The organism is Bacillus sp. 1735sda2 (assembly GCF_024159245.1).
Lineage (GTDB): Bacteria > Bacillota > Bacilli > Bacillales > Bacillaceae > Bacillus > Bacillus pumilus_O.
Window position 1 is genome coordinate 1277259 of record NZ_JAMYWZ010000001.1, and the last position, 26100, is coordinate 1303358.

Sequence of the window (26100 nt, forward strand, 5' to 3'; positions counted from 1 at the left end):
ATCATACATCAATTGTATTATACATGAATTTGTTTTTTTCACAAGTTTAACGTAAGCCAATATTAAAATAAGGATGAGGTATTTTAAAATGGTATAAACCGTTTTATTTTATTAATATAAATGAGAAGCAGTTGCCCGAGGTCTTTCAGTATTTAGAGCAGAAACAGCGTTTCGCTTATGCTGAAACTATATGCAGATGAGTAGGGAAACAAGGTCGATTTGAAGAAGCTATGGCTGCTGACCAAAAGATATTAGAAACACAACTCAAAACTCAGAGAGGGATTGTTTGTATAACTTTAAAGAAGGGTTTTACAATAATTGCTCTTACAGTGATTGCAGCTGATCGAAACACAACATCTCAAAACATATAGGCAAAATTAACACAGAACATGAAGGGGTTGTTTTTTTTATGGGGACGGATTGGGGACCAACCCTATCAGTTTCTTCAGAAATGCACATTTTTTATCAGAAAGGCTCATCATAGAACCTTATTAAATCAGTCTTGTTCAGGGAAGGTCTGTTTGCTTCGGATGAGGTCATTCACCTTGACAGGGTAGAGGTCGCTTGTTCGAGCCCAGTCGGAATCATCATTGAAACCCTTGCGTAGTAAGGTTTTTTTGTTTTTTGACAACGATAAAGGAGCAAAAAATAACGGGATTTATAGCTACTATGGACCGAAACAGCGAATGCGGTCAAGCGGTTCCAGCTTATGCATGAGCTTGCTGCCGATGGCATCTATGGTCCAAAGACTAAAGCAGCTCTTCAAAAAGTATTGAAATAAGTATCAAGATAAAAGACCTCACATCATATGAGGTCTTTTTCTATTCACAAACATTAGAGGGGGATCTTTCTTGAATTTCCAATTGGTATAACCTTAATTGTTGAATAATTACTTTTAAGATTCTGCTTACATATAGTATACAAGTCCGCATGTCTTTCATCTCTCATGATTTTATCCCACTTAGAGAAAATCTCCTCTACGGGGGAGGTCTTTTATTTTTATCTTTTTTCTTGTGGAAAGGAATAATTTATTTTAATTTTTACAAATGTTTTTTGATAACTATATAAGAAAAAGAACATTATATATGTTATCTAAGATAAAAATGTTTTTATAAATATCTGTTATTCTAGTCTTTTTATTCATTTGTGATAGATATATATATATAGGAATAAAATCACATTATTTAATTAGGTACATAGAATGATCTCGAGGTGATTTTATTTATGAAAAGATGTAAATATTGTGGGGAATCGTATACATCTCATTCAGGGAATAATAAAAGAGGACGCTGGTATGGTGAGCAAGGCAATTATGGATGGGAGTGTGATAGCTGTAAGAAAGGAAGACTAAGTAAGCCAGGAAAACCAGTGAAAAATCCTTGCTGTGGAAAGGATCCTTGTGTTTGTGTGATTCAAGGTCCGCCAGGCGGTAGAGGAAGAAGAGGGCCAGCAGGTCCGGCGGGTGCAGTAGGTCCAGCGGGTCCAGCAGGCCCGGCAGGAACAACCGGGGCCACGGGCGTAGGATTAACTGGTATTGTGGCATTTAATCCAGCGGTAGCACCAACCTACCCAGTAGGGCAAGTGGTGACATACGATGGCAGTACGTATTTAGTGAATTCTGCGTCGCCTACAGGTACGCCTGATACATCGCCGGATTATTCGCTTTTAGCAGCTGCAGGCGCAACAGGAACAGGACCAACAGGTGTCACGGGAGCAACCGGAGATCCAGGTGCTACTGGAGTCACGGGAGCAATAGGAGATACGGGTGCCACTGGAGATCCAGGTGCTACTGGAGTTACAGGTGCCACCGGAGATCCAGGTGCAACCGGAGATACGGGTGCCACTGGAGTTACAGGCGCAACCGGAGTCACGGGAGCAACAGGAGCAACAGGCGTTTCAGGAGCCACGGGACCTTTTTTATCGAGTCAGTTTGCATCAGTGCGGAATAACAATCAAACTATTCCAGTAAATGGATTGGTTAATTTTAACTTTAATTATAGTTCAGGAAATGGAATTACGTTTAATGGAACAGATACATTTACTCTCAATCAACTGGGTCTTTATTCACTAGAATATAACGTGACTACAGCAGAAAATAGTGGGAATAGCGTATTTAATATAATAGTGAATGGTCTTATATTTTCATCTGCAGGTAATCCAGCAACAAGTGGAGGAAACCTGGGAGGTGGATCAGTTATTCAAGTGAGCGAAACCCCAACCACTGTCCAGTTGCAAAATGGGTCAATTGGTCCAAGGGATATTGTAGTAACTCCTGGTACTCCTGTAAGTGCTCCTGCTGCTAGTATACGAATCAATAGATATGCAGATGGTCCATCAGTTTAAAACACTATTGAAAATTAAATATATAACAATTTTTATATGATTTAGAATTCTATAAATAAAACTTATATGTGTTTCGATTAAAAAAAGGCCTTTTCGTGGGCTTTTTTTATTTTAATATTTTCTCATCAATTTCCCCTGTTTCAACAGAAAGAGTATTCATACCTCTTGATACAACTGCACTCAAGACTGAATCCGCATAAATGTTCAGTTAGAGTAATCCACATTGACAGGGTAGAGGTTGATAGTTCTCGGGTCGTCGGAATTATCGTTAAAACCCTTGCTTAGAAAGGGTTTTTTTAACAACAGATATTTGTTTTATTTCTTTTGAAAGGGACGAATTGGGGAAGAAGTTACAAACTCAAAAACCTTTACGATGTATGTGTCATAAAAATTCTTAATGAATGTTGCTATTTATTTAGTAGAAGTAACATATACGTTCTTACCAGAATTTACACCAGTAATTAAAATTATGACTGAAATGAAGATTAGCATGAACAGAGGAACAGTCCAATGATAAGTCATGTCATGTAACCAGCCGAATAAAATAGGCCCTATCGCTGCTAATAGATAGCCTAAAGACTGTGCCATACCAGATAATTCTGCTGCTTCTTGTGTATTTTTGGTGCGTAAACTAAAAAACATCATGGCTAAGCTAAAGGCCATTCCAATGCCAATCCCAATCATTATCATCCACAGAGGTATAAGGAATGACACGCCAAATAAAATGCCCATTAAGCCAACAACAAGCAATAGAAATGAAATCCATACTAATATCTGTTGTTTACTAAAACGTCCAGCTAAAATAGGTACAATAAATGTAACAGGAAGCATTGAAAGTTGCATCAATGATAGCATCCATCCACCTTCATTAGCATTTAGCCCTTTAGTTTCAAGAATTTCAGGAATCCATGAAATGACTGTGAAAAATACAAAGGACTGAGACCCCATAAACAATGTAACATTCCACGCTAGCTTAGAACGCCAAAAGCTGATAGGTCTTTTCTTATTTTCTTTTCGAAAAAAATCTAGAGATTCTTGGTTGTTCCTTAGATTTGGTACCCAAAATATCATGGTAAGAAGAGTTAAGATTCCCCAGCAACCTAGGGAACCAGACCATCCGAAACCTAATGATGAAGAAATGGGAGCGCTAATCCCTGAACCAATAGCGCCAAATAAATTCATAGAAACAGCATATAGGCCTGTCATCAAACCTAATTTTGTTGCAAAATGATGTTTAATGAAGCTCGGTAGTAAAACATTACAAATTGCGATTGAAGAACCGATTATGACGGTTCCTAAAAATAACGTGTCCACTCTACCAAAAGAACGTATTCCAATTCCAACTAATAATAATGCTATCGACATAAACAGTGTTAATTCCATGCTGAAACGGCGAGTGATCTTGGGGGCAAGAGGAGAAAACAATGCGAATGTGAATAAAATGGCTGTAGGAATTGTACCAGCTAATGTGTTAGATATATCAAGGTGATCACGAATGGAAGACAATACTGGACCGACTGCTGTAATTGGGGCCCTAAGATTTGCTGCAATTAGAATAACACCAACAACAGTTAATATCTTATTATTTGTCTGCATACTCGATCTTTTCTTTTGCTCCGTTAGTGGAATACTCATGGCAGCTATAGACCCCTCCAAATCTTTTATAACGAATTGGGGCAAGCTGGATTAAATGATTCGAACCTGCTTGCAATGAATTAATAATTATCGAATGGGAGAACGACACCTACCTACCTTTATGCCTAAAGTATTGTAATGGTTTTTAATATTGACAATCGCGTGTCCACGTGTCACCTCATCGATTAATTGATTTATTTTTTGAAGATTCACAGGCTTATTTGCAACTAAGTCACTAAAAAATGTTTGAATCTCTTTTGGATAAACATTTCCTACCATACTAGAAAGTCCGTTACATCCGTTTAATATTTTTTCAGTGAGGTTTACGTCCCCTCCAGCGAACATGATAAAGTCATCTGGTAAAGTTGTATTTTTTAGGCGTCTAACATCACTCTCTTCTTTCATCCCAACCAAATTAGAGTGTTTTTGATTCATAAGAGTGTGAAATGAGTCAGCACTTAATTCAAACCCCGTGCGCAAAGGATTATTATAAAGAACAACATGTTTTGTGGTTTGCTCTAACAATTCATTCATGTAAGACATCGCTTGTTCCTGAGTTGGTAGGGTATAAGGAGGAAATTGAATGAGAATCGAGTCGAAAACTGAATCCTCAAGACGTTCAATCAATTTTATTGCATTTTTTGTCGTTGTAGCTGATACACCAAACATTAGTTCAACATGTTTAAAGTCCTGCTGATTAAAAAAATCAATAATTTGTATCCTTTCTTCAATACTCATTGAATTTTGTTCACCTGTAGTTGCAGATACGAGTAGTGAATCAATACCATTTTCAGCTAAATATTCAACGATTGGTTTAAATCCATCCAAGTACAGACTTTCATCTTCATGAAAGGGGGGTGGAATCGCGACATTTAAATTCTTCACTTGTTTTAACCTCCTACATTAAAATTTTTATACTTTCTAAAAAATGTTACTTGTTCTCGTTATATTGACTGACCTCCTTTACACGGTTTGAAGGAATTCTTTATGCATGTAAGTCTAGCCTTCATGTAATAGTCTAGGACACTTATTTTTATAGAACAATTCAATTATTTATATAATAACTATAGTTTGTACCTATGGTTTTATTTGTATAATAATGTATATTAGATGTTAATATTTAAAAATCATAAAGTTTGTACTTGTGAAAATTTCTATTTAGGAGTCGGAAGAATGGAATTAAAGCAATTAGAGTATTTTTATACAATGTGTCAAGAACTGCATTTTACAAAAGCTGCAGAAAAGGTTGGAATATCTCAACCATCTTTAAGCCAGCAAATCAAACTTTTAGAGCATGAAATTGGAACACCTTTGTTTGACCGTATTGGTAAGAAAACGACTCTTACTGAATCAGGAAAACTCCTATTAAAATATACTCGCAATATTTTTCACGAAATTGAACAAGCAAAAATATCGATCAATGAATTGAATGGACTTCAAAGAGGATCGATCTCAATTGGGACATTACTAACAGTCGAGAACTATCTTATTCCACCGGCACTATTTAAATTTCATCAGCAATACCCAGCTGTTAAAATTTCTGTACTAGGTCTGCGTACTGGGGATATTCAAAAACACTTAATAGAAAATAGAGTGGACTTAGGAATTGTCTTTTTACCAATGAAAGGGGATGAATTTGAAACAATCTCTTTATACATGGAAGATATGGCTTTTGCAGTACCTGTTAAACATCCCCTGGCACAAAGTGAAAAGTTGGGGTTAGAAGTATTAGAAGAAACCGCTTCAATTTTGTTTCCTGAGCAATTTTATATCAGACAGTTAATCAACAAAAGTTGTAAAGATATTGGTTTTCTACCCGACCCTATTTTTGAAGTAACAACTATGCAGTCATTAATTAATATGGTGGTAGATGGCATAGGGATAACGGTCTTACCAACTCCTTATCTTGAATATCTAAACGAACCTCGATTAAAGATTATTCCTATAAATAATGCTAATCTTATTAGAAGTGTAGGGATCGTTTATAGGAAAGACAAACACCTAGGAGCGGCCATTCACATTTTCATTGATATATTAAAAGAGATTACTTTTGGTTTGAATTATGTTTATGAGTCGAGAAAGAAGTAATAGATTTTAAGGGAATTTCAAGAGATGATTGAAATTCTAGAAATCACAGCGCAAGGGTAAACTGATAACGTTCAGATAAATACATTTTTGATAAAATATTTAGAGGGAGAAAGATATGAAGTCATTTTTACTAATTGGACAATCAAATATGGCGGGGCGAGGCTTCAAACATGAAGTGCCGCCAATTTATAATGAAAGAATCATGATGCTGCGAAATGGTAGATGGCAAATGATGACTGAACCGATTCACTTTGATAGGCCAGTAGCTGGAGTAGGACTGGCGGCTTCCTTCGCGGAGACTTGGTGTAAGGATCATGAGGGAGAAAAAATTGGTCTTATTCCATGTGCCGAAGGTGGCAGTTCCATTGATGAGTGGTCACGAGATGAGGCATTATTTCGTCATGCAATAAATGAAGCTACATTTGCAAAGGAAGATAGCTAATTGGTCGGGATATTATGGCAACAAGGAGAAAGTGACAGTCAAGATGGGAAATACAAAGAATACGATGAAAAAATACGAAGATTATTTCATGAACTAAGAACTGAATGATCTGTCCCTAACATTCCGCTTGTGATAGGTGGTTTGGGCGATTTCTTAGGAAAGACAGCATTTGGCGCAGGATGTGTGGAATATCAACTGATTAATGAGGAACTACAAAAATATGCACATGATCATGAAAATTGTTATTATGTTACTGCGAAAGGTCTTATACCTAATCCGGATGGAATTCACATCAGTGCGATGTCCCAGAGAATTGGTATAAGATACTATGAAGCATGTCGAAAAAAAGAACATATACATGAACCATTACCAAATGAACATGAGCTAGTGCATGATTGTCATAATAGAATGAATACCTCAGCGGAGAATACATATATAGCACTAGAAAAATTCACGTTGGGCAAGATAACTTACGAAGAGTTGTTGCAGTCTTTATCGTAGGCAAAGATCGAAAGGATGATTGTGGTGGTGAAAACAGATAAAGTTTCCTCCTGAATACAAGAAATCACATTCAGGAGGAGATAAAAATGTTTAAACAAATAGACGAAAATTACCCGCGAAAAGAGCACTTTCATCATTATATGACGTTAACCCGATGCTCATATAGCCTGGTGATCAATCTCGACATCACGAAATTGCATGCAAGATTAAAAGAAAAAAAGCTAAAAGTATATCCTGTGCAAATTTATTTGTTAGCAAGAGCTGTGCAGCAAATTCCTGAATTTCGGATGGATCAAGTGAACGATGAACTGGGTTACTGGGAAATTCTCCATCCTAGTTATACGATTCTAAATAAAGAAACAAAGACGTTTTCAAGTATTTGGACGCCTTATGATGAAAACTTTGCTCAGTTTTATAAAAGCTGTGTAGCCGACATTGAAACATTTAGCAAAAGCAGCAAGCTGTTTCCGAAATCTCATATGCCAGAAAACATGTTCAATATTTCAAGTCTACCGTGGATAGATTTTACTTCTTTTAACCTTAATGTATCTACAGATGAAGCTTATTTACTGCCAATATTTACGATAGGTAAATTTAAAGTGGAAGAAGGGAAAATCATTTTGCCCGTTGCGATTCAAGTACACCATGCTGTTTGTGATGGCTATCACGTTGGTCAATATGTGGAATATTTGAGGTGGCTTATTGAACATTGTGACGAGTGGTTAAATGATTCAATGCCAATTACCTGAAGACAAAAGGTATGCTCATGGAAATCTAGAAGATGAAGGCAGACTGAAATGAGTCTGCCTTTTTGTTTTGTGATGAGAATGAAAATGTTCCAAAGGTTTACTGAGGCTATATTTGTTCTTTTTGCGGTATCTTTTCGGTGCTTTGTAAATTCTTGTATGTGATAATAAATGTCATATAAGGGAGTTCAGTGGAAGGGGAATAAGGGATGGAGAAAGTTCTTTCTTCACATGTAGGTGTGAAAATCAATGAATGGTATAAAATGATTCGACAATTCAGTGTACCTGATGCAGAGATTTTGAAAGCTGAGGTAGAACAAGAAATTGAACGGACGGAAGAAGATCAGGATTTACTCATTTATTATCAATTGATGTGTTTTCGTCACCAGCTTATGCTTGATTATATCAAACCATCAGAAAAACGATCGCCTTCTGTTTCTGATTTGGTTGATAAAATTGAGAATTCTAATCATCAACTTTCCGGTATGTTGCAATATTACAATGCTTTTTTTAAGGGAATGCATGAATTTAGTAAGAAAGAATATGTACAGGCTATTCAATATTACAAGATCGCTGAAAGGCAGCTTGCACTGGTTGTCGATGATATTGAGCAAGCGGAGTTCCACTTCAAGGTGGCTGAAGCCTACTATATTATGAAACAAACGCATGTTTCTATGCATCACATCATAAAGGCGCTTGAAATTTACGATCAGTACGAGTTATACAAGATCAGAAAAGTTCAATGCCTATTTGTAATAGCAGGAAATTATGATGATTTTAAGCAGTATGAAAAATCATTAATACATCTGAATAAAGCCTATTCCATCGCTGAAGAAATAGCGGATAATAGGTTGATTTCCAAGGTACTTTTAAATATAGGAAACAATTATGAAAAAAAACAAGATTATGCAAAGGCTATCCAATACTATCAAGAGTCCCTTGAAATATCAGAAGATGGTATGGACGATGTAAAATCGGTCATATATGTTAATCTTTGTTGGGCTCTATATAAGACAGGAGAATATGATGAAGCATCCAAATTAGTGGATAAAGCTTTGAAACTCGTCTCTCATAATGAGAACCCACACGAGATTTTATTAATACGATCTATAAGAACAACATATGAAAGTAATGATGAGGAAGAGATTCAAGCTATGCTTCAGACATTTGAAAAAAAGCAGTTGTTTGTTTTCGTAGAAGAATTCACTAAAAACCTTGCAGTTATTCATGAAAAAAGAGGAAAGTTTGAGAAAGCAACAGAATATTACAGGAAGGCATTTCAAGCCCAACATAATATTCAAAAAGGAGAGTGTCTTTATGAGTGTTAAAAAAATGGTTGTTATAACCTCTATTATCCTTCTAGGTGCAGGTGTATATGAAGCATCTAGCTTAATTAAACCAGCATCAAATAGAAATACAACAATGGAGGAGTCGAATAGAAATACAACTTTTGTTCCACAAAAAATAGATCGAAACACGACTACGATAGACCGAAACACAACACCTCAAAACGTATAAGCAAAATTAAAACAGACCCTGCATGGTCTGTTTTTTTATGGGGACGGATTGAGGATCAACCCTTTCAGTTTTCTTCAAAAATTCACATTTTTTAATAGAAAGGCTCATCATAGAACCTTATTAAATTAGTCTTTTTCAAAGAACTTACGTTCACTTTAGTTATGGTCATTCACCTTGACAGGGGAGGAGGCACTGGTTTAAGTCCAGTCGAATCATCGTTGAAGTCTTTATCTCTAGCAAGTTTTTTTGTTTTTACGACAACGAAAGTTCTGTTTCTTTTGATTGGGATGGCCTTTTATCTATCAAAATTGTTTTGAGTGTTTTTAGGAAGAGCTAGATATTACTTATTAAAAAACAAGTAACCTAAAACTCTAGTACTCTGGGTCTTGTTTTTGTGTCTTTACTCCTATTTCATGACAAATCCTCTGTTGGTAAAATTGACCTTGTAAATGAATAGGAAGGAGTGACTTCTTCTGGGGAAAATACTTGATGCAAAAGCACTAACAAGTGCCATGGACACAAGGGCAAAACACTATCAGGAACTCCGCGAACAAATGGTAGATTTAAAAAAGGCATTACAAGGTGTTGCCAACCTCGGTGACGACTTCACTGGGAAAGGTGCCGATAACATTAAAAGCTTTTATAAAGAGCTCGCCGGAAATGTAGACATGTTTATCAACTTTATCGATAAGCAAAAAGCCTTTCATGAAGGTGTTTCTGGGACACTGGATGATACGAGTTTTGGCGGCGATACCTTTATAGAGGAACACTTTTTAGACAACGCAGTACATATGGGCATCAAGAATGCCAAAAGCATTGTAAAGGATCAAAAAAAGACACTCAAAACGATTTTTCAAGACATTGATGACCTCATTTCCCTAGAGGTATTTGATAGCCAAACCTTTGATGAAAAAATAGAAGATGCGGAAGATGAACGAAAAAAGACGGTCAAAGAACTAAGAGAGCTTGATCAAAATTTAAAAGATGAATATGCTTTGTCAGAGACGGAACAGCAAGCTACAATGGCATTGTACGCTGAAATGATGAATGCGACAAATGACGGAAAAGCGATTTCGCCTATGAATTTTGACAAGAAAGCGTATCAAAATAGCGAAATCTACAAGGCAAAGAGCGATATTGAGAAGCAAACTTCTGAATATCTGAAAATCAAAAAAGAACAGGAAGAAGCCCGCGAAATCGCAAAGGAACAAGAAGCACTCGCCAACCGCCCTTGGTATGAAAAAGCTCTCGATTATGGTGGAAACATCGTGAATGAACTGACCGGCGTGAACGATGCAAAACGTGCCGCAACAGGCGTTGATCCAATCACAGGTGAAGAGCTCACGGCAGGACAGCGAGTCGCGGCAGGCGGCATGGCAGCCGCAGGCTACATCCCAATCGTCGGCTGGGCAGGCCGCATTTTCAAAGGCGGAAAAGCTGTCTATAAAACGACCCAAGCCACCTCAGCCGCAGTCAAAGCGGTCGACATTTACAAGACATCGCAAAAATCCTTTGACGCCTTAAAAACATCGCAAAAAGGCTTATATGGACTCACTGCTACAAACGGCTTCAGCGAAGCAATTACAGGTAGAGACATGTTTGGGAATAAGATCTCGAAAGAACAACAGGAAGCGAGTATGAACGCAGCGCTGGGAATGCTTTTACCGTTTGGGGCGAAAGGGTTTCATGGGAAGATGGGGGTAAAACCTCAAAGTCCAGAAGGATTTAATCGAAAAAGGGCATTGCGGTATGCAAAAGATTTAGGTGGGATACCTAGATCGCAACAGCCTACTCGTCAATGGCAAGTAGGAGATAATGTTTTTAAGAAGGGGCAAGAACATAGTAATTATGAGTACAGTTCTAACCAAACTCACCATGGCTTTGATACCCCAAAAGGAAAAAGAGTTATAGTACAGCATACTAATGACGGAAAATTACACACTCATGCAGGGAAACCAAAAGAGGGTGCCAATCCATTTAATTATGATTTTAAAAAAGAGAGATATTCAAATATTTATGGACCAAATGGTGATCATCATATTTATTACAATGAATAGCGGGGCATGAAAATATGGTATATCAAAATGAAAAAATACAGAAGAAAATAGCTTTAATGAATGCTAAGAAGAAAATAAATCAATTAGCAAATCTTGAAGTAATTGATTTTGAAGATGATTCTTCTCAATGGATGAATTTATGTGAAGCAGTACTAAAGCAATTTCGTCAAATAAATTCCACGCCTTCCGACATTTTAACAATTACAGATAGTGAATCTGTTATGGATTGGTTAAAAAATTCTTTAGATTTTCTGAAAGAGAAAAAAGAATGGTTTATTTTAGTAGTAAATGACCCTTTTCCTGTTTGGGCTAATGTAAAAGCTCTAGATTTTGATAAGGCAATTGAAGAGATTTGGCTATTTTCAGAGAATCACAACGTAATTGTAGCAGATAAAGTAACAGGTAAAATCGCTCAAATATATTCAGAAGAAAAACATTTTGAACTTCATATTGGAAGATGCCAAATTTAAGTTAAAGTTGATATTAAAATGGAGAATTTAATTATGTTGGATAATATGAAGGATGATAAAATGAATGCGAGTGACAGTTATTTAGAAGAGTTAGAAGATTTTTTAGGTGGCACATTTCATCAGGATATCGATTCACCAGAAGAAGCGATTGATGAGTTTATTCATGAAGCTAGCAAAGAATGTCTGCTGTCTACTATAAAGGATTGTCAGGATTTTTTGAATAGTACTTTAACAATACAAGAAAAAGAAAACTTTATCGAAAATAATGCAGAAATCTACTTTCCGGCGATCTCATTAAACCCTTTACAGTGGTTTAATAAAATAATAGAGGAAATGAAAGAAGCAGTGAAGATGAAGTAACAAAATGAACCTTGATTGGCCAATGCCTTTCAAGGTTTTTTGTGTCTATTGGTCAACAAACCGAGAAAAAGAAGATTCTTTTCTGTGTGGATCATCGTATGATATAGATAAATAAATCGAACGTGAATATTTTGTCCAGAAGGAATAACCTGCGGATGCTGGCATTGAGCACTTAAGTGCCTTGTACTTGGCTGGAACTCCAGCTAGGTCTTTTTTATATCTACTGATAAATTCTTTATTGGAGGAAGGGATTGAACAGGGTTGTAATTTGAGGTTTTAAAATGGTAAGTGAATAGTTGGTCAATGTTATACTTATCTCAATAGATACGAGGAGGTCCCCACTTTGAAATCATTCTGGGAGAAAGAAGAAGAGAGTCCTTTTACGTTAAAAAAGATAGAAGAGGAACAAATTCGTGAAGCAGAGGAAACACTTGGTGTCACTTTACCTGATACATACAAAAAACTCATTTTAGAATGGAATGGTGGTTTTACAGTTCGTAATGCTTTTCCAACCGAACGGCCGAATTCATGGGCAGAGGATCATGTTCAATTCGACCATCTAAGAGGAATCGCCAAAGATGATGGGATTATGAATAGCGCTCAGTTAAGTGATGAATTGGAGCTGCCTGAGGGACTTGTGATCATCAGCGGAGAAGAAGATACATGGATCGCAATGGATTATCGAGAAACGAAGGAACATCCTCCTATTCACTATTTCGATTTAGAGCTGGAAGTAGATTATAAGCTGGCAGATACTTTCGATGATTTCATTGGGCAGTTATATACAGCTGAAGATGTGATGGTCGAAATAGTAGAGATTGAGGAGGAAGATTCTGATTTATATGTCAGTAAAGAAGAGCTTGGACACATATTTGAGAGGCAGGACCTTCGTCAGCAGAATCTTTTCAAAATGGCACATTATCCGATGGAAGAAACAGAAGAGATTGAATGGTTTTTCAATCGTATGAAACAAAGCATTCAACAGATAAAAGATCAACATGTTTTGTATGAAGCAGCGACAACGATTCACTCCATCCTTCTATTAAACCCAGATATGCCAAGAAATGACCGTATCAATCAAGTGCTGAAAGAAATAGGGGAGTTTCTAGAAAATAGTGGTGAACCTAATACCGCTTTTTTGGGAGAAGACATTCATCCAGGTAAAAAATGATAGTGAAAGAAGAAAAAGAAAAGCCCCTGAAAAGGGCTTTCAGGCTGTCGAGAAAATCTCGGCAGCTTTATTTTTTCCCTTAAATTTTCCACCACTCCATTTTATAATAGAGAAAAGCATTCTAAAGGAAGGTGTTTTTCTCATGTTCCACACTAGAAATTCTTCTCAGCACGAAGCCGAATTTGTATTGCTAGATCAACTGGTCGAAGAGGATCACCTGCTTCGTAAAATTGATCAGTACATTGATTTTTCATTTATCGTAGATAAAGTAAAACCCTATTATAGTGAAAATAAAGGTCGTCCTTCCCTTGATCCGCTTATTTTGTTCAAAATGATGTTTATCGGATACCTTTACGGTATCCGTTCTGAAAGACAACTCGAAAAAGAAATTTACTATAACATGGCGTATAGATGGTTTTTAGGTTTGAACATCAATGATCCCGTTCCCCATCACTCCACTATTAGTTGGAATCGTCGTACTCGATTTAAAAATACAACGATTTTTCAAGACATTTTCGATGAGATTGTGCTTCAAGCTATCAATCATGATATGGTAGGAGGTCGCGTTCTTTTTACTGATTCAACTCATCTTAAAGCCAATGCTAATAAACATAAATATACGAGAAAAACGATTGAACAAGATACCCAGAACTATATCAATGATTTAGAAGAAGCAGTCCAAGAAGATCGGGTGGCACATGGAAAAAAGCTCTTAAAGGTAAAAGAGGAGGTGAAAACAGAAAAAGACATTCGTCAAAGTATGACTGATCCTGAAAGTGGCTATCTATATCGCGAAAACAAGCCTGAAGGCTTTTTCTACCTAGACCACCGGACAACAGATATGAAGTATAATATCATCACCGATGCTCATGTCACGCCTGGAAATGTCCATGATTCTGTTCCATATCTTGATCGGTTAGATCACCAAATCGCACGATTTGGTTTTCAAGTAGAAGCTGTTGCGCTTGATTCAGGTTATTTGACAACACCAATTTGTAAAGGTTTATCTGATCGCCATATTTTTGGTGTCATTGCCCATAGACGTTTTCATCCAACAAGAGGGTTATTTGAGAAGTGGAAATTTCAGTATGATTCTGAAAATGATCATTACATATGCCCAAAAGGTGAGAAGCTTTTATATACGACAACAGATCGAAAAGGTTATCGATTCTACAAATCAGATCCTAAAAAATGTGCATCGTGTCCTTTCCTTGAAAGATGCACAAGATCGAAAAATCATCAAAGAGTCATCTCAAGACACATATGGGAAGAACATAAAGAAAAGATCAGACAGAATCGTCTAACTGTCTCTGGAAAAGAGCTATATAAAAAAAGAAAAGAAAAAATAGAGCGAAGCTTTGCAGATTCAAAACAACTGCATGGGCTTCGCTACTGCCGGTTAAGGGGGAAACAAAATGTGAGTGAGCAAGTTCTCCTCACAGCTGCGTGCCAGAACATGAAAAAGATTGCCACACACCTAGCGAAGCTAGGCTAGGTGTGTGGGAGGCCTTTTTCATTAAATCTCATCCATCATAATTACGATGAAAATAAAAAAGCCTGTAGAAAAACATGAGTTTCTCTACAAGCTGAAAGCCCCTGAAAAGGGCTTTTTTAATTTAATTCATGAAAAAACTGTTTGAGTTGATCAATGAAAACGGATTTTGATTTTCCTTTTTTATAAATGAACTCGATATTGATATTGAAATGGATGGATGGATCGATTGAAATTTGTTTTAATGTTCCTTGTTCTACTTCATTTCTAACACAATGATGAGGTAGAAACGATAGCCCCATTCCTTGTAGCACTAAATTTTTTGCGGTTTCCATATGATCAACCTCAATGGAAATGTTCGGTGTGATGTTGTTTTTTTGAAATAATCGGTGAAGCATCAACCAATCAAATGACCCGTAGTCAAAGAAAATAAAAGGCTGTTCTTCTAGTTCTTTCATATTGATATTGTCAAGGCTGGCAAGCGGATGATAAGTTGGGACGAACAGCCCAATCGGATCGCTGAAAATAGGAATCGATTCAATTTGAGGATGTGTTTCAGTCCTGACAATGCCAAAGTCTACTTGGTTGTTAATCACTTTTTGGACAACATCCTTTGAATGCCCTGTGACAATTTTCACTTTCAGGTTTTCGTATTTTTCTTTTAGGGCTGGCAATATGTTAGGCAATAGATTATTGGAAATAGAGGATGCGCATCCAATTGTCAATTCATAAGGGATCATCGTTTGTTTGAGACTATGCTTTGCTTCTTGATAAGAATGGAGAATCTTTTTGGCATGCGGGTAAAACTGTTCACCTTTTTCCGTCAGAGATAGTTTATTTCTCTGTCTATCAAATAATTTCAGGTCTAATTCCTTTTCTAACGATTGAATACGTGCCGAAACAGAAGGCTGAGTTAAATACAGTGCTTCTGCAGCTTTATTGATACTGCCTAGCTGGCATACATAAATAAACGCTTCTATATTCTCAATATTCATGTTATCCCCTTATATGACGTTCTTTAAATGTTTAGCTTTTCAAGCTCATACACTAATTTTACAGCTTCTTTCGCCAAAATGACAGTTGGGTCAATCACTTTCACAGCTTTGGTTGATCTTAGAACTAAAGGGATTTCTGTACAGCCGGCAATGATGGCTTCGGCTCCTTGATTGATTAAAATTTCTGAAGCTAATGCCAGTTCACTTTCGCCTTTACTCAATTTCCCAGCTTTCACTGCATATATCCCATTCATGACATTTTTCTGAAGCTCTTCACTTGGGGTCATGACGTCAATCTTGTGATGAGCACAAGCCTTTTGGTAGAGCTTGGTTTTTAATGTGCCATCAGTACATAGTAAGCCCACAGATGTATAGTGATGTTTGTTCAGGTGCTTTGCGGTTTCTAATGGCATATTCATAATAGGGATATGAGTGGATTGTTGTACGTTTTCTAAAAAGAAGTGAGCGGTATTGCATGCAATCAGAATAAAGTCCGCTCCTGCGCGTTCTAATCTTTTAGCTGATGCAATCATATATTCTGTAGGATCTTCGCCTTTCCCAAATATGGCATTGGTTCTATCAGGGATTTGCGGATAATTATCTGCAATCACATGAAGATGATCCTGATCTTTTATCGCTGGAGTATGAGAAATGATTTTTTTCATCAGATCAATCGTTGCTAAAGGGCCCATTCCGCCCATGATACCGATCGTTGTAGACATATACGCCACCAACTTTCTTTTTTTCTATTATAAAAAAAGAAAGCATGGTGAGCGTTATAGAAAAGTTCTATCTGTATATAGAAGGTTGATCAAAAGCGTCTTTTAATGGCGCTTAGCGGCCCACTCTGATTGAAGAATCGCATATTGATATTCGTCGATCCAATGTCCCTTCGACATATAATTTTGAAGCAAATGTCCTTCGCGTCTCATGTCTAAACGTTCCAGCACTCGAATAGATTTTTCATTGCGCACATCAGTAAAAGCTATGATTTTATGCTTGTTCAGTGTAGTGAAAATATATTCGATCAATGAACTCAAGGCTTCGTGAATATAGCCCTTTCCTTGAAATTCAGGTGCGAGTGTAAATCCGATTTCAACAATTCTAGGCTCACTGTCAAGTGTATGAATAACGCAATCTCCTATCAGCTGATTGGATTCAGATAAGGCAATGGCGTATTGAAACCATGTCCCTGGTTGATCAGGTGTTTGCGTCATTTGTTGCTGAACAAATGATTCAGCTTGTTCGTACGTATAGTTTTCCCAAGATTGATATGTTGCAATAGAGGGGTTTGCTCGATACTGATAAAATGCTTCAATATCTTGTAGTTCAAATTGGCGAATCACTATCCGGTTTGTTCTTGTAAATACGATGTTTGCATTCTTCATATTTCACCCTCATTTTTCATTTGTTTTTGATTTAAAAAAGTCTATTAGCCATTCAGATAGCTGCTGCTGTGCTTTGCTAACAAATCGATCTGTATAATAAGTTAATTCCAAGTGACGAACAGGTGCCGGATCAGCAATAGGAATCGACACAATATTTGGCCACGTCGCCTGTTGTTGCAGCAATCCTCGCGGCTGAATGGTTGCACCGATGCCGGCTTCAACCAGCTGCAATAATGAAGATGCGGACCCAACTTCCATAACAGTGTCCAGTTCAACACCCTGTTCTTTACATACGTCTTCTACTAAATCTCTTCCTAGATATCCCTTCGGATACATGACCAAAGCATGCTCCGTCAGCTCTTCCAATGTCACTTCACTTTTTTGGGCTAATTCACTTTCTGAATGAGCAAATAATTCGTAGGGCTCACTCCCAAGTGGAATTTGAATGAGACGCTTATCTGCAGGTCCTCGTAGCCCGATGCCGAGATCCACCTTATGCGACAGGACTTCTTCACGAACGAAGATCGTTGAATATGCTTTCAGATTGGTTTCAGGATAAAGTGTTTTAAATTCTACAAAAAGCGGAACAAGCTGAAAGTCAAGATCGGAAGGGAGGACTGCAAGGCGAACGTTTCCCCGTTTTTCAGATAATAGTTCTTTCATTGCATTTTTTGCATCTCTTTCAGCTTGAAGCATTTTCATCCCATATTGATATAGCAGCGAACCCGCTTCGGTTGCGACGACTTTTTTGCCGATTCGGTCAAAGAGCGGCATCCCAACTTCTGCTTCAAGCAGCCGAATCTGCTGGCTTAATGTAGGCTGTGATATTCCTAATTGCTCTGCAGCTTTTGTGAAATGTAAATGATCGAATACAGCCATGAAATATGTAATATGCCGAGTATCCATTTGTCATCCTTTCATTAATAATAGCTTTTTACTATCATCATAATACGAATTATTGTATTGATCAATGAAAGCGGCGGATTTATACTCAAAGTAACTTCAACAAGTTGAGAGAGGAAGAAGTGCATTGATGAAAAAAATATTTTACTTAACCGCTTTATTTTTAGCTGCATTAAACTTGCGCCCAATCATTACGTCCGTGGCTTCTATGATGAGTATGATCCAATCAGAGCTTGGTGTGAACGCACTGACAGCAAGTCTTTTAACCACTTTGCCTGTTCTTTGTATGGGGGTATTTGCTCCCGTTGCGACGACACTCAGCCGGCGATTCGGTCTAGAGAGAACGCTTTTTTTCTCGATTCTTCTCATCACGATCGCCACAGCGCTACGGGGTACAAGCCAATCGGTCGCTATCCTGCTCACGACTGCATTTGCAGGAGGGGTAGGGATTAGCTTCGCTGGCCCATTATTGTCTAGTTTTATTAAAAAGTATTTCCCGAGAAATCCTGGTATCGTCAGTGTTTATTCGATTTCGATGACAATAGGTGCAGCACTTGCTTCCGGTTTTACCATTCCAATTTATCTACGCAGTCACCATCTTCCGTTTGCATTGTCCTGCTGGGCTATTCTAGGGGTGATCGCGCTTATTTTCTGGGTAGGTATTGCTCGCAAAAATGAGCAGAGTGACCTTGTTACCATGCCACTAAAATTGCCACTGCGAAACAAAAAGGCGATACAATTCACCTTGTTTTTTGGCTTTATGTCTAGTATGTTTTATTCTTTGACGGCATGGATTTCACCGATTGCTCTTAGTTTCGGAAACAGTCCGCAATATGCTGCTATGCTGCTGACCATATTTACACTCATTCAGATTCCGGTGGCACTTCTCGTTCCAGCGGTCGTTACTCGATTAGGAAAACCGAAATTATTTCTCATCTTATGCAGTCTGTCTGAGCTGATTGGTCTTATCTTACTTCTTCTGCCGATGCCGATCTTGCCAGCTGTCATTTTCCTAGGTATGGGTGCAGGTGGATTATTTCCTTTAGCGCTCATGCTACCGATTATAGAGACAGATACTCCAGAGGAAGCCGGAACTTGGTCTGCCATGTCGCAGATGGGCGGGTATATCATGGGAGGATTCGGTCCGTTTATCATAGGTTTAGTTTTCGATCTAAGCGGACATTTTTATGCTTCTATTGTGGCAATGCTTGTCATCGTCATGCTGATGATTAGCGTTCAGCTATCTATGAATCTCGGTAAAAAGAGCGAAGTAGGATCCAATTAACGATCAATTGACCGACGTTTTAATATCAATCCTCATTTGAAATCGCCATAGCCTATTCCTAAATAAATAGGCTATGGCGATTTTTTTGCTCAATTTTAGAAACGACACTTAAACCAAAGATCGTGCAAGGTATTTTTCAACTTTAAGGGTAGCCATTTCTGCAGCTTCCATGATTATTTCACCTAATGTTGGGTGAGGATGAATCGTCATTGCTAAATCTTCGACTGTTGCACCAATTTCTATAGAGAGAGAAAGTTCTGATATAAGAGTAGAAGCTTCTGCACCTACGATTTGTGCTCCTAAAATAAGGCCAGATTCGGCATGGGCTACAATCTTCACAAATCCTTCTGATTCTTTTAATGCCAGTGTTCACTTTAAGAACAAGGATCAGTTGGTCATAGAGACTTTTCATTTTGCTATTAATGATACGATCAAGCTGCTGCAAAGTGTTGCAGACAAGAAAGCAGACCAGCCTCGCATTCAGACGATCATTGAATTCTATTTAAGTTCCGTTCACCGCGATCAGACAGAGGTCGGCTGTATACTGCCTGCGCTCGCAGGGGAGATTTCTCAATTATCGCAAGAGTTACGAAAAGCCTATACAGATGAATTGAAACGATTTATGATGTTTATAGCTGATGCAGGAAACATAGATCTCTCTAAGAGTTACGCACTAGTAAGCAGCATGATTGGTACAATTGCCCTTGCACGAGCGGTCAATGATTCGCAGTTCAGTGATCAATTGTTATTGGCAGGCAGAACACAGGCAAAACACATTCTAAATACATAGGAGATGTTGCGATGTTGATTAGAGAAGCAAGCATAGAAGATTATCCACAATTAAGACAAATCTATTTAGAATCCCGTCGTCAGAGCTTTCACTGGCTTCATACAGAAGAAATCAATCTGCAAGACTTTGATCAGGATACGCAGGAAGAGCAAATTTTCTTAGCTGAGGAAAACAACAAAATCCTCGGATTCATCTCGCTCTATGTACCTGATCGTTTTATTCATCTCTTGTTTGTGCATCCAGAAGCTGCTGGGCAAGGGGCTGGAGATCTTCTGCTCAAACAAGCTATAAAAGTTTTGGGAACGCCGGTCACCCTCAAATGTGTCTCAGAAAATCACAATGCTTTGTCTTTTTATCAAAAAAGAGGCTGGAAGGCTGTTGTAGAAGAAGGTGAGCCAGGGGAGAGATACTGGGTGCTTATTTATGAATAGAAGTCATTTTATCTTCTCATTTACTCGGCCCTCTATAGGGTCTTTTTGCGGTTTCTTTTCGGTGTCGAACGGCTTATAAAATGATAATATATGTCATTATAGGGAAAATAGAGGAAGGGGTAAGGTCTGATGGAGAAAGTGCTTTCTTCTCACGTCGGCTTGAAAATCAATGAATGGTATTATCATATTCAACGATTTAACGTACCGGACGCCGAAGCATATAAAGAGGAAATCAAATCAATGCTTGATCATATGGAAGAAAATCAAGATTTATTATTGTATTTCTCACTCATGGAATTCAGACATAAATTAATGCTTGATTACTTGAATCCTTTAGAAAATGGGAAAGAGCGGGCGAACTTTAGGGAACTCGCAATGAAGATCAAAAGGGACCAAGAGAAATTAACAGGATTGCTCGAGTATTATTTCAATTTTTTCTACGGCATGTACGAATTTGAAAACTATGAATACCTAAATGCGATTACCTTCTATAAGCGGGCAGAAAAAAAGCTGTCTCTTGTCAGCGACGATATTGAACGTGCTGAGTTTAATTACAAGATGGCAGAAATCTATTACCACATGAAACAAACCCACATGTCGATGCACCATATCGCACAGGCGATAGAATGTTACCGAGAAAAAGATACATACACAGTGAGAGAAATTCAATGTTCTTTTGTGATTGGTTTAAACTATATTGATATGGGCTGCCCCGAAAAAGCGATACCCCATTTTCAACACGCACTAGAAAAAGCCGCCGATAACTCAACAAAACGATTAAAAGGATCAGCACTTTATAATTTAGGGTTGAGTTATTTTCATAACAATGATCTTTCAACTGCAATTAAATATTTTAATGAATCTATTCATTCGTTTAAAGAACAGGGATATGAGCATTTAAATAAAATTCTTGATCCTCTTGTCATGTTGACAAAATCATATTTCAAAAGTGAACAGAGTGATTTAGGTTTATATGCATTAAACTATGGGATTGAATTAGCTGAAAAATTAAAAGATGATATTTTTATCAATACTTTCGTTATGTTGAGATCACTTTATATTGATAACAATGTAAATCGCATAACAGAGTCAATGGCTTATTTGGAATCAAAGTCTTTTTTTGCAAATCTTGAAGATTTAGCGAAAGATGCAGTGAAGCATTATAATAAAGCAGGAGATATAGAACGCTCAAACGAATTTTATGAGAAGATTCTATATTTCCAACACCAAATTAAAAGGGGAGACTGTCTTTATGAAATTTAAGTCAGTAGCAACCGTATTAATAATTGTCAGTGTGTTATGTGTTTTTAGTTATGTTTCATCAAACGATATCCATAATGAAGCCCAAAGAGGACATACATCAAGTATCGGTTATTTTGCTTAAACTAGTGTTTAAAGTTTTAGCTTTAAACTGAATAATTTCAATAGCAAAGCGGGATTATAATTGTAATACAAAAATATCCTTAAATAAGAAAAAGATGTTGACTAAGAATAATTTCCCACTTATAATCTATTTGAACCATAATTTGAGATAATAGGAGATGAAGAAAAAAATGAAAAAAATTCTTGCAGGAGTCTTAGCACTTAGCTTAATAGTTGGTATCGGTGGAATAGCACAAGCAAAGAACTATAATTTTTCAAGAGTTTTACCTAAGCTTCAAAACTGGGGAGATGTAGCGAAAGGTGTAAAAAGCACCAGTAAAAAAGCTAGCATTAACTTCTCTGTAATCGCAAGTGATTATAAGATAAATGTAGGTCATTGGAAAGGTAATACACAAGTTTCAGCAAAAGCATACAATCTTAAAAAAAATGACAGACGTTATTTTACTGTTGATTCTAGTGCAGAAAAAAAGACGATTAAAGCAGGAGCACAAACGTCTAATTGGACGATACATGGTGTGGAAGTTTCAGGAAAGTGGAATCCAGATTATAAATAATTTTAAAAACAATACGACGATATCGTCGTATTGTTTTTCATAATTAAGAGGGAGAAATCTATGTGTGAATTAAGAAAGCTGATAAAAAATAAGTTGTTATATATTGTATTGTTTATATCAATTTTTATCGTTTTGGTAAATGCAATTATGGGCTCCATACAATATAATACAGAATACGATCTGTATAATCGATTATATAGTAAATTTCCAGATGCTATTGCAATGATATCACCGCATCAATATTGGATGGGCCTATCAGATTCATTTTTTTCTTCATTTTTTTATTTCATATTTCCATTACTTATTGGTTTACCAATTGTTGATTCCATCTTTAGAGAAAAGAGTTCTGGGAACGTGGAATATATTCTAACAAAAGAAAGTAGACTAAGATATTATAGTAGGAAATTTATATTTACATATTTTTCAGGGGTTATTTTGTTTGCATTTCCATTACTTATAGGAATATTAATTTCTAATCTGGTTAATGGACAATGGGATTTTTCAGCATATACAGATGTGTATAAGAAAGTAATGAACGGAACGGCTACCTTTGCTGATAATGTATTTGACGGACAGAAGAAAGAAATGTTCTCTGATTTACTAGCTAAATCTCCTTATCTGTATATTTTTATATATTACTTAATAGGTTCATTATATGCAGGAATGTATGCTTGTTTTGGTTTAGCAATTTCTTTATTTTTAAAAAATAGATATCTTGTTGTTCTTTCTCCCTTAATGCTCTATCTAGGATTTTGGCTTCTTTGTAGTTTAATAGGGAAAGTATCTATTGATCCATTTAATTTCTTAGATCCAAGACAACCAGTAAACAATCTATCCTATTCTTCTTTTTATATTAATTTTATTATTGGAATGTTGACAATAGTGATCATTTATATATTAGGAGTGAAAAAAAATTCTGACACAATTTAAGTATGTTTTTATAGATTTAAAAATGGATTTTATGAAGTTGTTAATTTTTATGAGTATGCTTTTTTGCATATTAAGTTTATCTTTAACTCCAATATCCTCATACGGACTTGCGAAATTTTCTAATTTTATAGAAATACTTACTTTTTTTAGATATGATTTTATGTTTGGACCAATTTTTCTTTTCTTACTTGCAATATCTAAATCATATCAAATGAACGCTTGGATAATTTTAAGAAGGTTTTCTTCTAGAAAAGAAATTATTTCTTTTAAAATTACAACAGTTATCGTCTATTCGTTTTTATATACTCTGTTAATAAGCACATGGGCAATTATTGTTACTAAGATGGCTAGTTATCTACACTTCAAAGGAATAAGTTACACAGCTTTGTTAAATTATATTCCTTCAGTAGAAAGCGACAATATCTTTAGTGGGATTTTCTTTTTTATCATATTTTTTCTTATGACGCAATTAATTGGAGTGGTGTATGTTTTTTTTCAAGAGCTAATTAATAATAAGTCACTAGTTACTCTTTTTTGTATTTTTTTAATGATAATAGATAGAACACTAACGGGATTTGTCTCATTTTATTTTGTGTACGGTTATAAACAAATTCCTTTTCAATCTGTCTTAGAGCTTTTAGTCCTCACCTCTATATTTTTCTTATTAACAAAATGGGTGTCTACTTCATCTGACTTTGGGAGTCTCAATTAAATGAAAATACTAAAGCTTGAATATTTCAGACTGAGAAATGCCATACTTAAAAGTTTAGTCATTGTACTAGTTTTACATGCTATAAATACATTGATTTTCATCAAAAATATTAACGATTTGGAAAGTTCTAAAGATTTCTTCACTTTGCTTTTTAGTTCTTCAAATGGAACTTTTATTAGTTGGATGTATTGGCTGTCATTTTCAGTAGGTTATATTGTTTTTCTTCAAATTTTTTGGAAAAATCCTTTATATATGTTTGAAATGCAAATGATTCTTAGGTTGCGTCAGTGGAGAATTCTGTGGATAGCTAGATTTATTATAGGTATTTTATTTACCTTTTATTATGTGATAACTGCACTCAGCGTTTCTATAATTTTATTTAGTTTTCTTCATGTAAGCATTCAATTTGATTGGGACTGGATTTTTATTTTTATATATATCGCTATAAATCTTTTCTTGCATGGAACAATATGGTTAGTTTTGAAAAATCACTTAACTGTTGAAGTGGCTAATATTTGTGTGCTGGGTATGTTTTTTGCTGGTATTAAAATAGAAAATAAATATATTCCCCTATACTATGGTATGTATGAACATGTACAAGGACAATCGCTTTTTATTCTTCTTGAACTTACAATCATTGCATGTCTCATGACATATGTTGTATATCATTCTAACAAAACCGATTATTTATAAAAGGAGCTTTATCATGTCTATAATTGAATTGAATGCAGTTACTAAAGTGATTAGAAAGCAAACTGTATTGGAAGATATAAATTTGTCATTAGCAAAAGGAAAAATCATTGGCTTTGTTGGTCATAATGGATCTGGAAAAACGATGCTTTTTCGAGTGATAGCTGGTTTGGTGAAACCAAGTGCTGGTGAGGTTATAGTATCTGATCAAATTTTGCATAAACAAATATCGTTTCCTAAAAGTATTAGCGTGCTTTTAGAGAAACCCGCTTTTTTAGAACAATACAGTGGTTTTGATAATCTAAAGTTTCTTGCTGATATACAAAAAAGAATAGATGATCAACAAATTAAACATGTAATTGACAGTGTTGGACTGAATCCTGAAGATAAAAGAAGTGTTAAAACATATTCGTTAGGTATGAAACAAAAATTAGCAATTGCTCAAGCTATTATGGAAAAGCCAGACATTATTTTATTAGATGAACCGATGAACGGACTGGACGAGGATTCAGTGAAAAATGTATATCAGTTGATTAAAGCAGAAAATGAAAGAGGTGCAACTGTTTTATTAACTTCTCACCATAAAAAAGATATAGAGGAACTATGTCATGTTGTTTATAAAATGAATTCTGGAAAAATACAAACTACAGATTAATGTCTTTTATAAAATAACCAATTTTAGAAAGAGAATCATAATTTATTCTCTCAGATTCTAGAGAAACCCCGCCTTTACTTTAAGTAAAAGTGGGGTTTTCCTTATTTGTAAAATAAGATCAGTTCGCATATGATTAATAGAATCCTGTTAATCTGAGTTTTCTAGATTCATGGCAGCTAAGGTTAAGCCTCATCTTTTGAAAGTCTTTTCAATGCATGAAAGATTGTCAAACGTATACCCGTCTCTCTTTATGCATAGATATTTTCAGTCGCTAAATATGACGATGATACTGTTTAGTGTTAATTTCACTGAGAATACAGCTGTTAAGTGTCTTATTATATGTTCCGATGGGTAAGATGTTGTTCTATTAGATTGTCGCCTATCTCAATGATAAATCTTCATTAAAAACATGTGTAGAATTGAAAAAAAGATTGGAATCTTGCTAACGGAAAAGTATGTATTTTCCAACATGCATTGAAAATTCTTTTTAATATCCTACTGTATTATATTTTAAAGGATGTTACCGTTGGACGTAAGGAATGGTTGGCCAATCTTCCAATA

The 26100-nt window shown here is 36.2% G+C and carries 24 protein-coding genes and 3 pseudogenes; 20 read left to right on the forward strand and 7 right to left on the reverse strand.

Translation table 11 applies throughout. The features are described from left to right. Positions 1 to 617: 617 nt before the first annotated feature. Positions 618 to 781, forward strand: a pseudogene (locus NKR21_RS06590) (peptidoglycan-binding domain-containing protein); the annotation flags it as partial. A 443-nt stretch (positions 782 to 1224) separates the two neighbouring features. Beyond that, positions 1225 to 2343, forward strand: a complete 1119-nt coding sequence (locus tag NKR21_RS21160; protein WP_144457760.1) for a collagen-like protein — start codon at positions 1225 to 1227, stop codon at positions 2341 to 2343. Positions 2344 to 2754: 411 nt separating this feature from the next. On the opposite strand, the gene NKR21_RS06600 is transcribed toward NKR21_RS21160, so the two are convergent. Together NKR21_RS06600 and NKR21_RS06605 are read right to left on the reverse strand one after the other, a co-directional pair. Further along, complete coding sequence (locus tag NKR21_RS06600; RefSeq protein ID WP_144457758.1) at positions 2755 to 3978, reverse strand: CynX/NimT family MFS transporter; 1224 nt, start codon at positions 3976 to 3978, stop codon at positions 2755 to 2757. An 87-nt stretch (positions 3979 to 4065) separates the two neighbouring features. Beyond that, a complete protein-coding gene (locus NKR21_RS06605; protein ID WP_144457756.1) occupies positions 4066 to 4863 on the reverse strand; it encodes a dihydrodipicolinate synthase family protein in 798 nt (265 codons plus the stop codon). 288 nt (positions 4864 to 5151) lie between these two features. On the opposite strand from NKR21_RS06605, the gene NKR21_RS06610 reads away from it, so the two are divergent. The 10 genes and pseudogenes from NKR21_RS06610 (at position 5152) to NKR21_RS06655 (ending at position 14826) form a co-directional block, all read left to right on the forward strand. Further along, complete coding sequence (locus NKR21_RS06610) at positions 5152 to 6066, forward strand: LysR family transcriptional regulator (RefSeq protein ID WP_144457754.1); 915 nt, start codon at positions 5152 to 5154, stop codon at positions 6064 to 6066. Between the two features lie 115 nt (positions 6067 to 6181). Continuing rightward, positions 6182 to 7009 (forward strand): annotated as a pseudogene (locus tag NKR21_RS06615) (sialate O-acetylesterase). Positions 7010 to 7095: 86 nt separating this feature from the next. Then, a complete protein-coding gene (gene catA, locus NKR21_RS06620) occupies positions 7096 to 7758 on the forward strand; it encodes a type A chloramphenicol O-acetyltransferase (RefSeq protein ID WP_119124710.1) in 663 nt (220 codons plus the stop codon). 206 nt (positions 7759 to 7964) lie between these two features. Further along, on the forward strand, positions 7965 to 9083 hold the full coding sequence (locus NKR21_RS06625) for a tetratricopeptide repeat protein (RefSeq protein WP_144457752.1): 1119 nt from the start codon (positions 7965 to 7967) through the stop codon (positions 9081 to 9083). Beyond that, the gene (locus NKR21_RS06630) at positions 9073 to 9273 is read left to right on the forward strand and encodes a RapH phosphatase inhibitor (RefSeq protein WP_119124712.1); all 201 of its coding nucleotides are present in this window, start codon (positions 9073 to 9075) and stop codon (positions 9271 to 9273) included. Before NKR21_RS06625 ends, NKR21_RS06630 begins: the two co-directional genes overlap by 11 nt. A gap of 473 nt (positions 9274 to 9746) precedes the next feature. Further along, positions 9747 to 11330, forward strand: a complete 1584-nt coding sequence (locus tag NKR21_RS06635; protein WP_260858193.1) for a ribonuclease YeeF family protein — start codon at positions 9747 to 9749, stop codon at positions 11328 to 11330. 14 nt (positions 11331 to 11344) lie between these two features. Beyond that, positions 11345 to 11800, forward strand: coding sequence for a hypothetical protein (locus NKR21_RS06640; RefSeq protein ID WP_144457748.1), 456 nt, complete (start codon positions 11345 to 11347; stop codon positions 11798 to 11800). A 60-nt stretch (positions 11801 to 11860) separates the two neighbouring features. After that, positions 11861 to 12160 carry a contact-dependent growth inhibition system immunity protein gene (locus NKR21_RS06645; protein ID WP_144457876.1) on the forward strand — a complete coding sequence of 100 codons (300 nt, stop codon included), beginning with the start codon at positions 11861 to 11863 and terminating at the stop codon, positions 12158 to 12160. A 343-nt stretch (positions 12161 to 12503) separates the two neighbouring features. Next, a complete protein-coding gene (locus NKR21_RS06650; protein ID WP_144457746.1) occupies positions 12504 to 13331 on the forward strand; it encodes an SMI1/KNR4 family protein in 828 nt (275 codons plus the stop codon). Positions 13332 to 13473: 142 nt separating this feature from the next. After that, positions 13474 to 14826: an IS1182 family transposase gene (locus NKR21_RS06655; RefSeq protein ID WP_253602410.1), complete on the forward strand. Its 1353-nt coding sequence runs from the start codon at positions 13474 to 13476 to the stop codon at positions 14824 to 14826. Positions 14827 to 14942: 116 nt separating this feature from the next. Here the strand turns inward: NKR21_RS06655 and NKR21_RS06660 are convergent, their stop codons facing one another. The 4 genes from NKR21_RS06660 to NKR21_RS06675 form a co-directional block, all read right to left on the reverse strand. Further along, the gene (locus NKR21_RS06660) at positions 14943 to 15818 is read right to left on the reverse strand and encodes a LysR family transcriptional regulator (RefSeq protein WP_012009626.1); all 876 of its coding nucleotides are present in this window, start codon (positions 15816 to 15818) and stop codon (positions 14943 to 14945) included. Between the two features lie 23 nt (positions 15819 to 15841). Further along, on the reverse strand, positions 15842 to 16540 hold the full coding sequence (gene cuyB, locus NKR21_RS06665; RefSeq protein WP_088003169.1) for a cysteate racemase: 699 nt from the start codon (positions 16538 to 16540) through the stop codon (positions 15842 to 15844). A 102-nt stretch (positions 16541 to 16642) separates the two neighbouring features. After that, positions 16643 to 17206, reverse strand: a complete 564-nt coding sequence (locus NKR21_RS06670) for a GNAT family N-acetyltransferase (protein ID WP_144458535.1) — start codon at positions 17204 to 17206, stop codon at positions 16643 to 16645. 9 nt (positions 17207 to 17215) lie between these two features. Continuing rightward, the gene (locus NKR21_RS06675) at positions 17216 to 18112 is read right to left on the reverse strand and encodes a LysR family transcriptional regulator (RefSeq protein ID WP_012009629.1); all 897 of its coding nucleotides are present in this window, start codon (positions 18110 to 18112) and stop codon (positions 17216 to 17218) included. Positions 18113 to 18239: 127 nt separating this feature from the next. Here NKR21_RS06675 and NKR21_RS06680 point away from each other — a divergent pair, with 127 nt between their 5' ends. Next, positions 18240 to 19394, forward strand: a complete 1155-nt coding sequence (locus tag NKR21_RS06680) for an MFS transporter (RefSeq protein ID WP_144458536.1) — start codon at positions 18240 to 18242, stop codon at positions 19392 to 19394. A 108-nt stretch (positions 19395 to 19502) separates the two neighbouring features. On the opposite strand, the pseudogene NKR21_RS06685 reads toward NKR21_RS06680, so the two are convergent. Next, positions 19503 to 19760 (reverse strand): annotated as a pseudogene (locus NKR21_RS06685) (dihydrolipoyl dehydrogenase); the annotation flags it as partial. A 25-nt stretch (positions 19761 to 19785) separates the two neighbouring features. On the opposite strand from NKR21_RS06685, the gene NKR21_RS06690 reads away from it, so the two are divergent. The 7 genes from NKR21_RS06690 (at position 19786) to NKR21_RS06720 (ending at position 25539) form a co-directional block, all read left to right on the forward strand. After that, a complete protein-coding gene (locus NKR21_RS06690; protein WP_253602495.1) occupies positions 19786 to 20184 on the forward strand; it encodes a TetR/AcrR family transcriptional regulator in 399 nt (132 codons plus the stop codon). 11 nt (positions 20185 to 20195) lie between these two features. Further along, positions 20196 to 20615: a GNAT family N-acetyltransferase gene (locus NKR21_RS06695; protein WP_144458537.1), complete on the forward strand. Its 420-nt coding sequence runs from the start codon at positions 20196 to 20198 to the stop codon at positions 20613 to 20615. Positions 20616 to 20744: 129 nt separating this feature from the next. Further along, on the forward strand, positions 20745 to 21878 hold the full coding sequence (locus tag NKR21_RS06700; RefSeq protein ID WP_144458538.1) for a Rap family tetratricopeptide repeat protein: 1134 nt from the start codon (positions 20745 to 20747) through the stop codon (positions 21876 to 21878). Between the two features lie 290 nt (positions 21879 to 22168). Further along, positions 22169 to 22552 (forward strand): hypothetical protein, encoded by a 384-nt coding sequence (locus NKR21_RS06705; protein WP_144458539.1) that lies wholly within the window; start codon positions 22169 to 22171, stop codon positions 22550 to 22552. Between the two features lie 60 nt (positions 22553 to 22612). After that, a complete protein-coding gene (locus NKR21_RS06710) occupies positions 22613 to 23482 on the forward strand; it encodes an ABC transporter permease (protein ID WP_144458540.1) in 870 nt (289 codons plus the stop codon). Positions 23483 to 24194: 712 nt separating this feature from the next. Then, a complete protein-coding gene (locus tag NKR21_RS06715) occupies positions 24195 to 24887 on the forward strand; it encodes a hypothetical protein (protein WP_144458541.1) in 693 nt (230 codons plus the stop codon). Positions 24888 to 24900: 13 nt separating this feature from the next. Further along, positions 24901 to 25539, forward strand: coding sequence for an ABC transporter ATP-binding protein (locus NKR21_RS06720; protein WP_144458542.1), 639 nt, complete (start codon positions 24901 to 24903; stop codon positions 25537 to 25539). The last annotated feature ends 561 nt before the right edge of the window (positions 25540 to 26100 follow it).

Bases quoted from the DNA above. Each gene is read 5' to 3' on its own strand.
- NKR21_RS06655 (WP_253602410.1), top strand. From the start codon at position 13,474: ATGTTCCACACTAGAAATTCTTCTCAGCACGAAGCCGAATTTGTATTG.
- NKR21_RS21160 (WP_144457760.1), top strand. From the start codon at position 1,225: ATGAAAAGATGTAAATATTGTGGGGAATCGTATACATCTCATTCAGGG.
- NKR21_RS06660 (WP_012009626.1), bottom strand. From the start codon at position 15,818: ATGAATATTGAGAATATAGAAGCGTTTATTTATGTATGCCAGCTAGGC.
- NKR21_RS06640 (WP_144457748.1), top strand. From the start codon at position 11,345: ATGGTATATCAAAATGAAAAAATACAGAAGAAAATAGCTTTAATGAAT.
- NKR21_RS06630 (WP_119124712.1), top strand. From the start codon at position 9,073: ATGAGTGTTAAAAAAATGGTTGTTATAACCTCTATTATCCTTCTAGGT.
- NKR21_RS06670 (WP_144458535.1), bottom strand. From the start codon at position 17,206: ATGAAGAATGCAAACATCGTATTTACAAGAACAAACCGGATAGTGATT.
- NKR21_RS06720 (WP_144458542.1), top strand. From the start codon at position 24,901: ATGTCTATAATTGAATTGAATGCAGTTACTAAAGTGATTAGAAAGCAA.
- NKR21_RS06710 (WP_144458540.1), top strand. From the start codon at position 22,613: ATGTGTGAATTAAGAAAGCTGATAAAAAATAAGTTGTTATATATTGTA.
- NKR21_RS06695 (WP_144458537.1), top strand. From the start codon at position 20,196: ATGTTGATTAGAGAAGCAAGCATAGAAGATTATCCACAATTAAGACAA.
- NKR21_RS06700 (WP_144458538.1), top strand. From the start codon at position 20,745: ATGGAGAAAGTGCTTTCTTCTCACGTCGGCTTGAAAATCAATGAATGG.
- catA (WP_119124710.1), top strand. From the start codon at position 7,096: ATGTTTAAACAAATAGACGAAAATTACCCGCGAAAAGAGCACTTTCAT.
- NKR21_RS06625 (WP_144457752.1), top strand. From the start codon at position 7,965: ATGGAGAAAGTTCTTTCTTCACATGTAGGTGTGAAAATCAATGAATGG.
- NKR21_RS06705 (WP_144458539.1), top strand. From the start codon at position 22,169: ATGAAAAAAATTCTTGCAGGAGTCTTAGCACTTAGCTTAATAGTTGGT.
- cuyB (WP_088003169.1), bottom strand. From the start codon at position 16,540: ATGTCTACAACGATCGGTATCATGGGCGGAATGGGCCCTTTAGCAACG.
- NKR21_RS06600 (WP_144457758.1), bottom strand. From the start codon at position 3,978: ATGAGTATTCCACTAACGGAGCAAAAGAAAAGATCGAGTATGCAGACA.
- NKR21_RS06715 (WP_144458541.1), top strand. From the start codon at position 24,195: ATGAAAATACTAAAGCTTGAATATTTCAGACTGAGAAATGCCATACTT.
- NKR21_RS06680 (WP_144458536.1), top strand. From the start codon at position 18,240: ATGAAAAAAATATTTTACTTAACCGCTTTATTTTTAGCTGCATTAAAC.
- NKR21_RS06610 (WP_144457754.1), top strand. From the start codon at position 5,152: ATGGAATTAAAGCAATTAGAGTATTTTTATACAATGTGTCAAGAACTG.
- NKR21_RS06675 (WP_012009629.1), bottom strand. From the start codon at position 18,112: ATGGATACTCGGCATATTACATATTTCATGGCTGTATTCGATCATTTA.
- NKR21_RS06645 (WP_144457876.1), top strand. From the start codon at position 11,861: ATGAATGCGAGTGACAGTTATTTAGAAGAGTTAGAAGATTTTTTAGGT.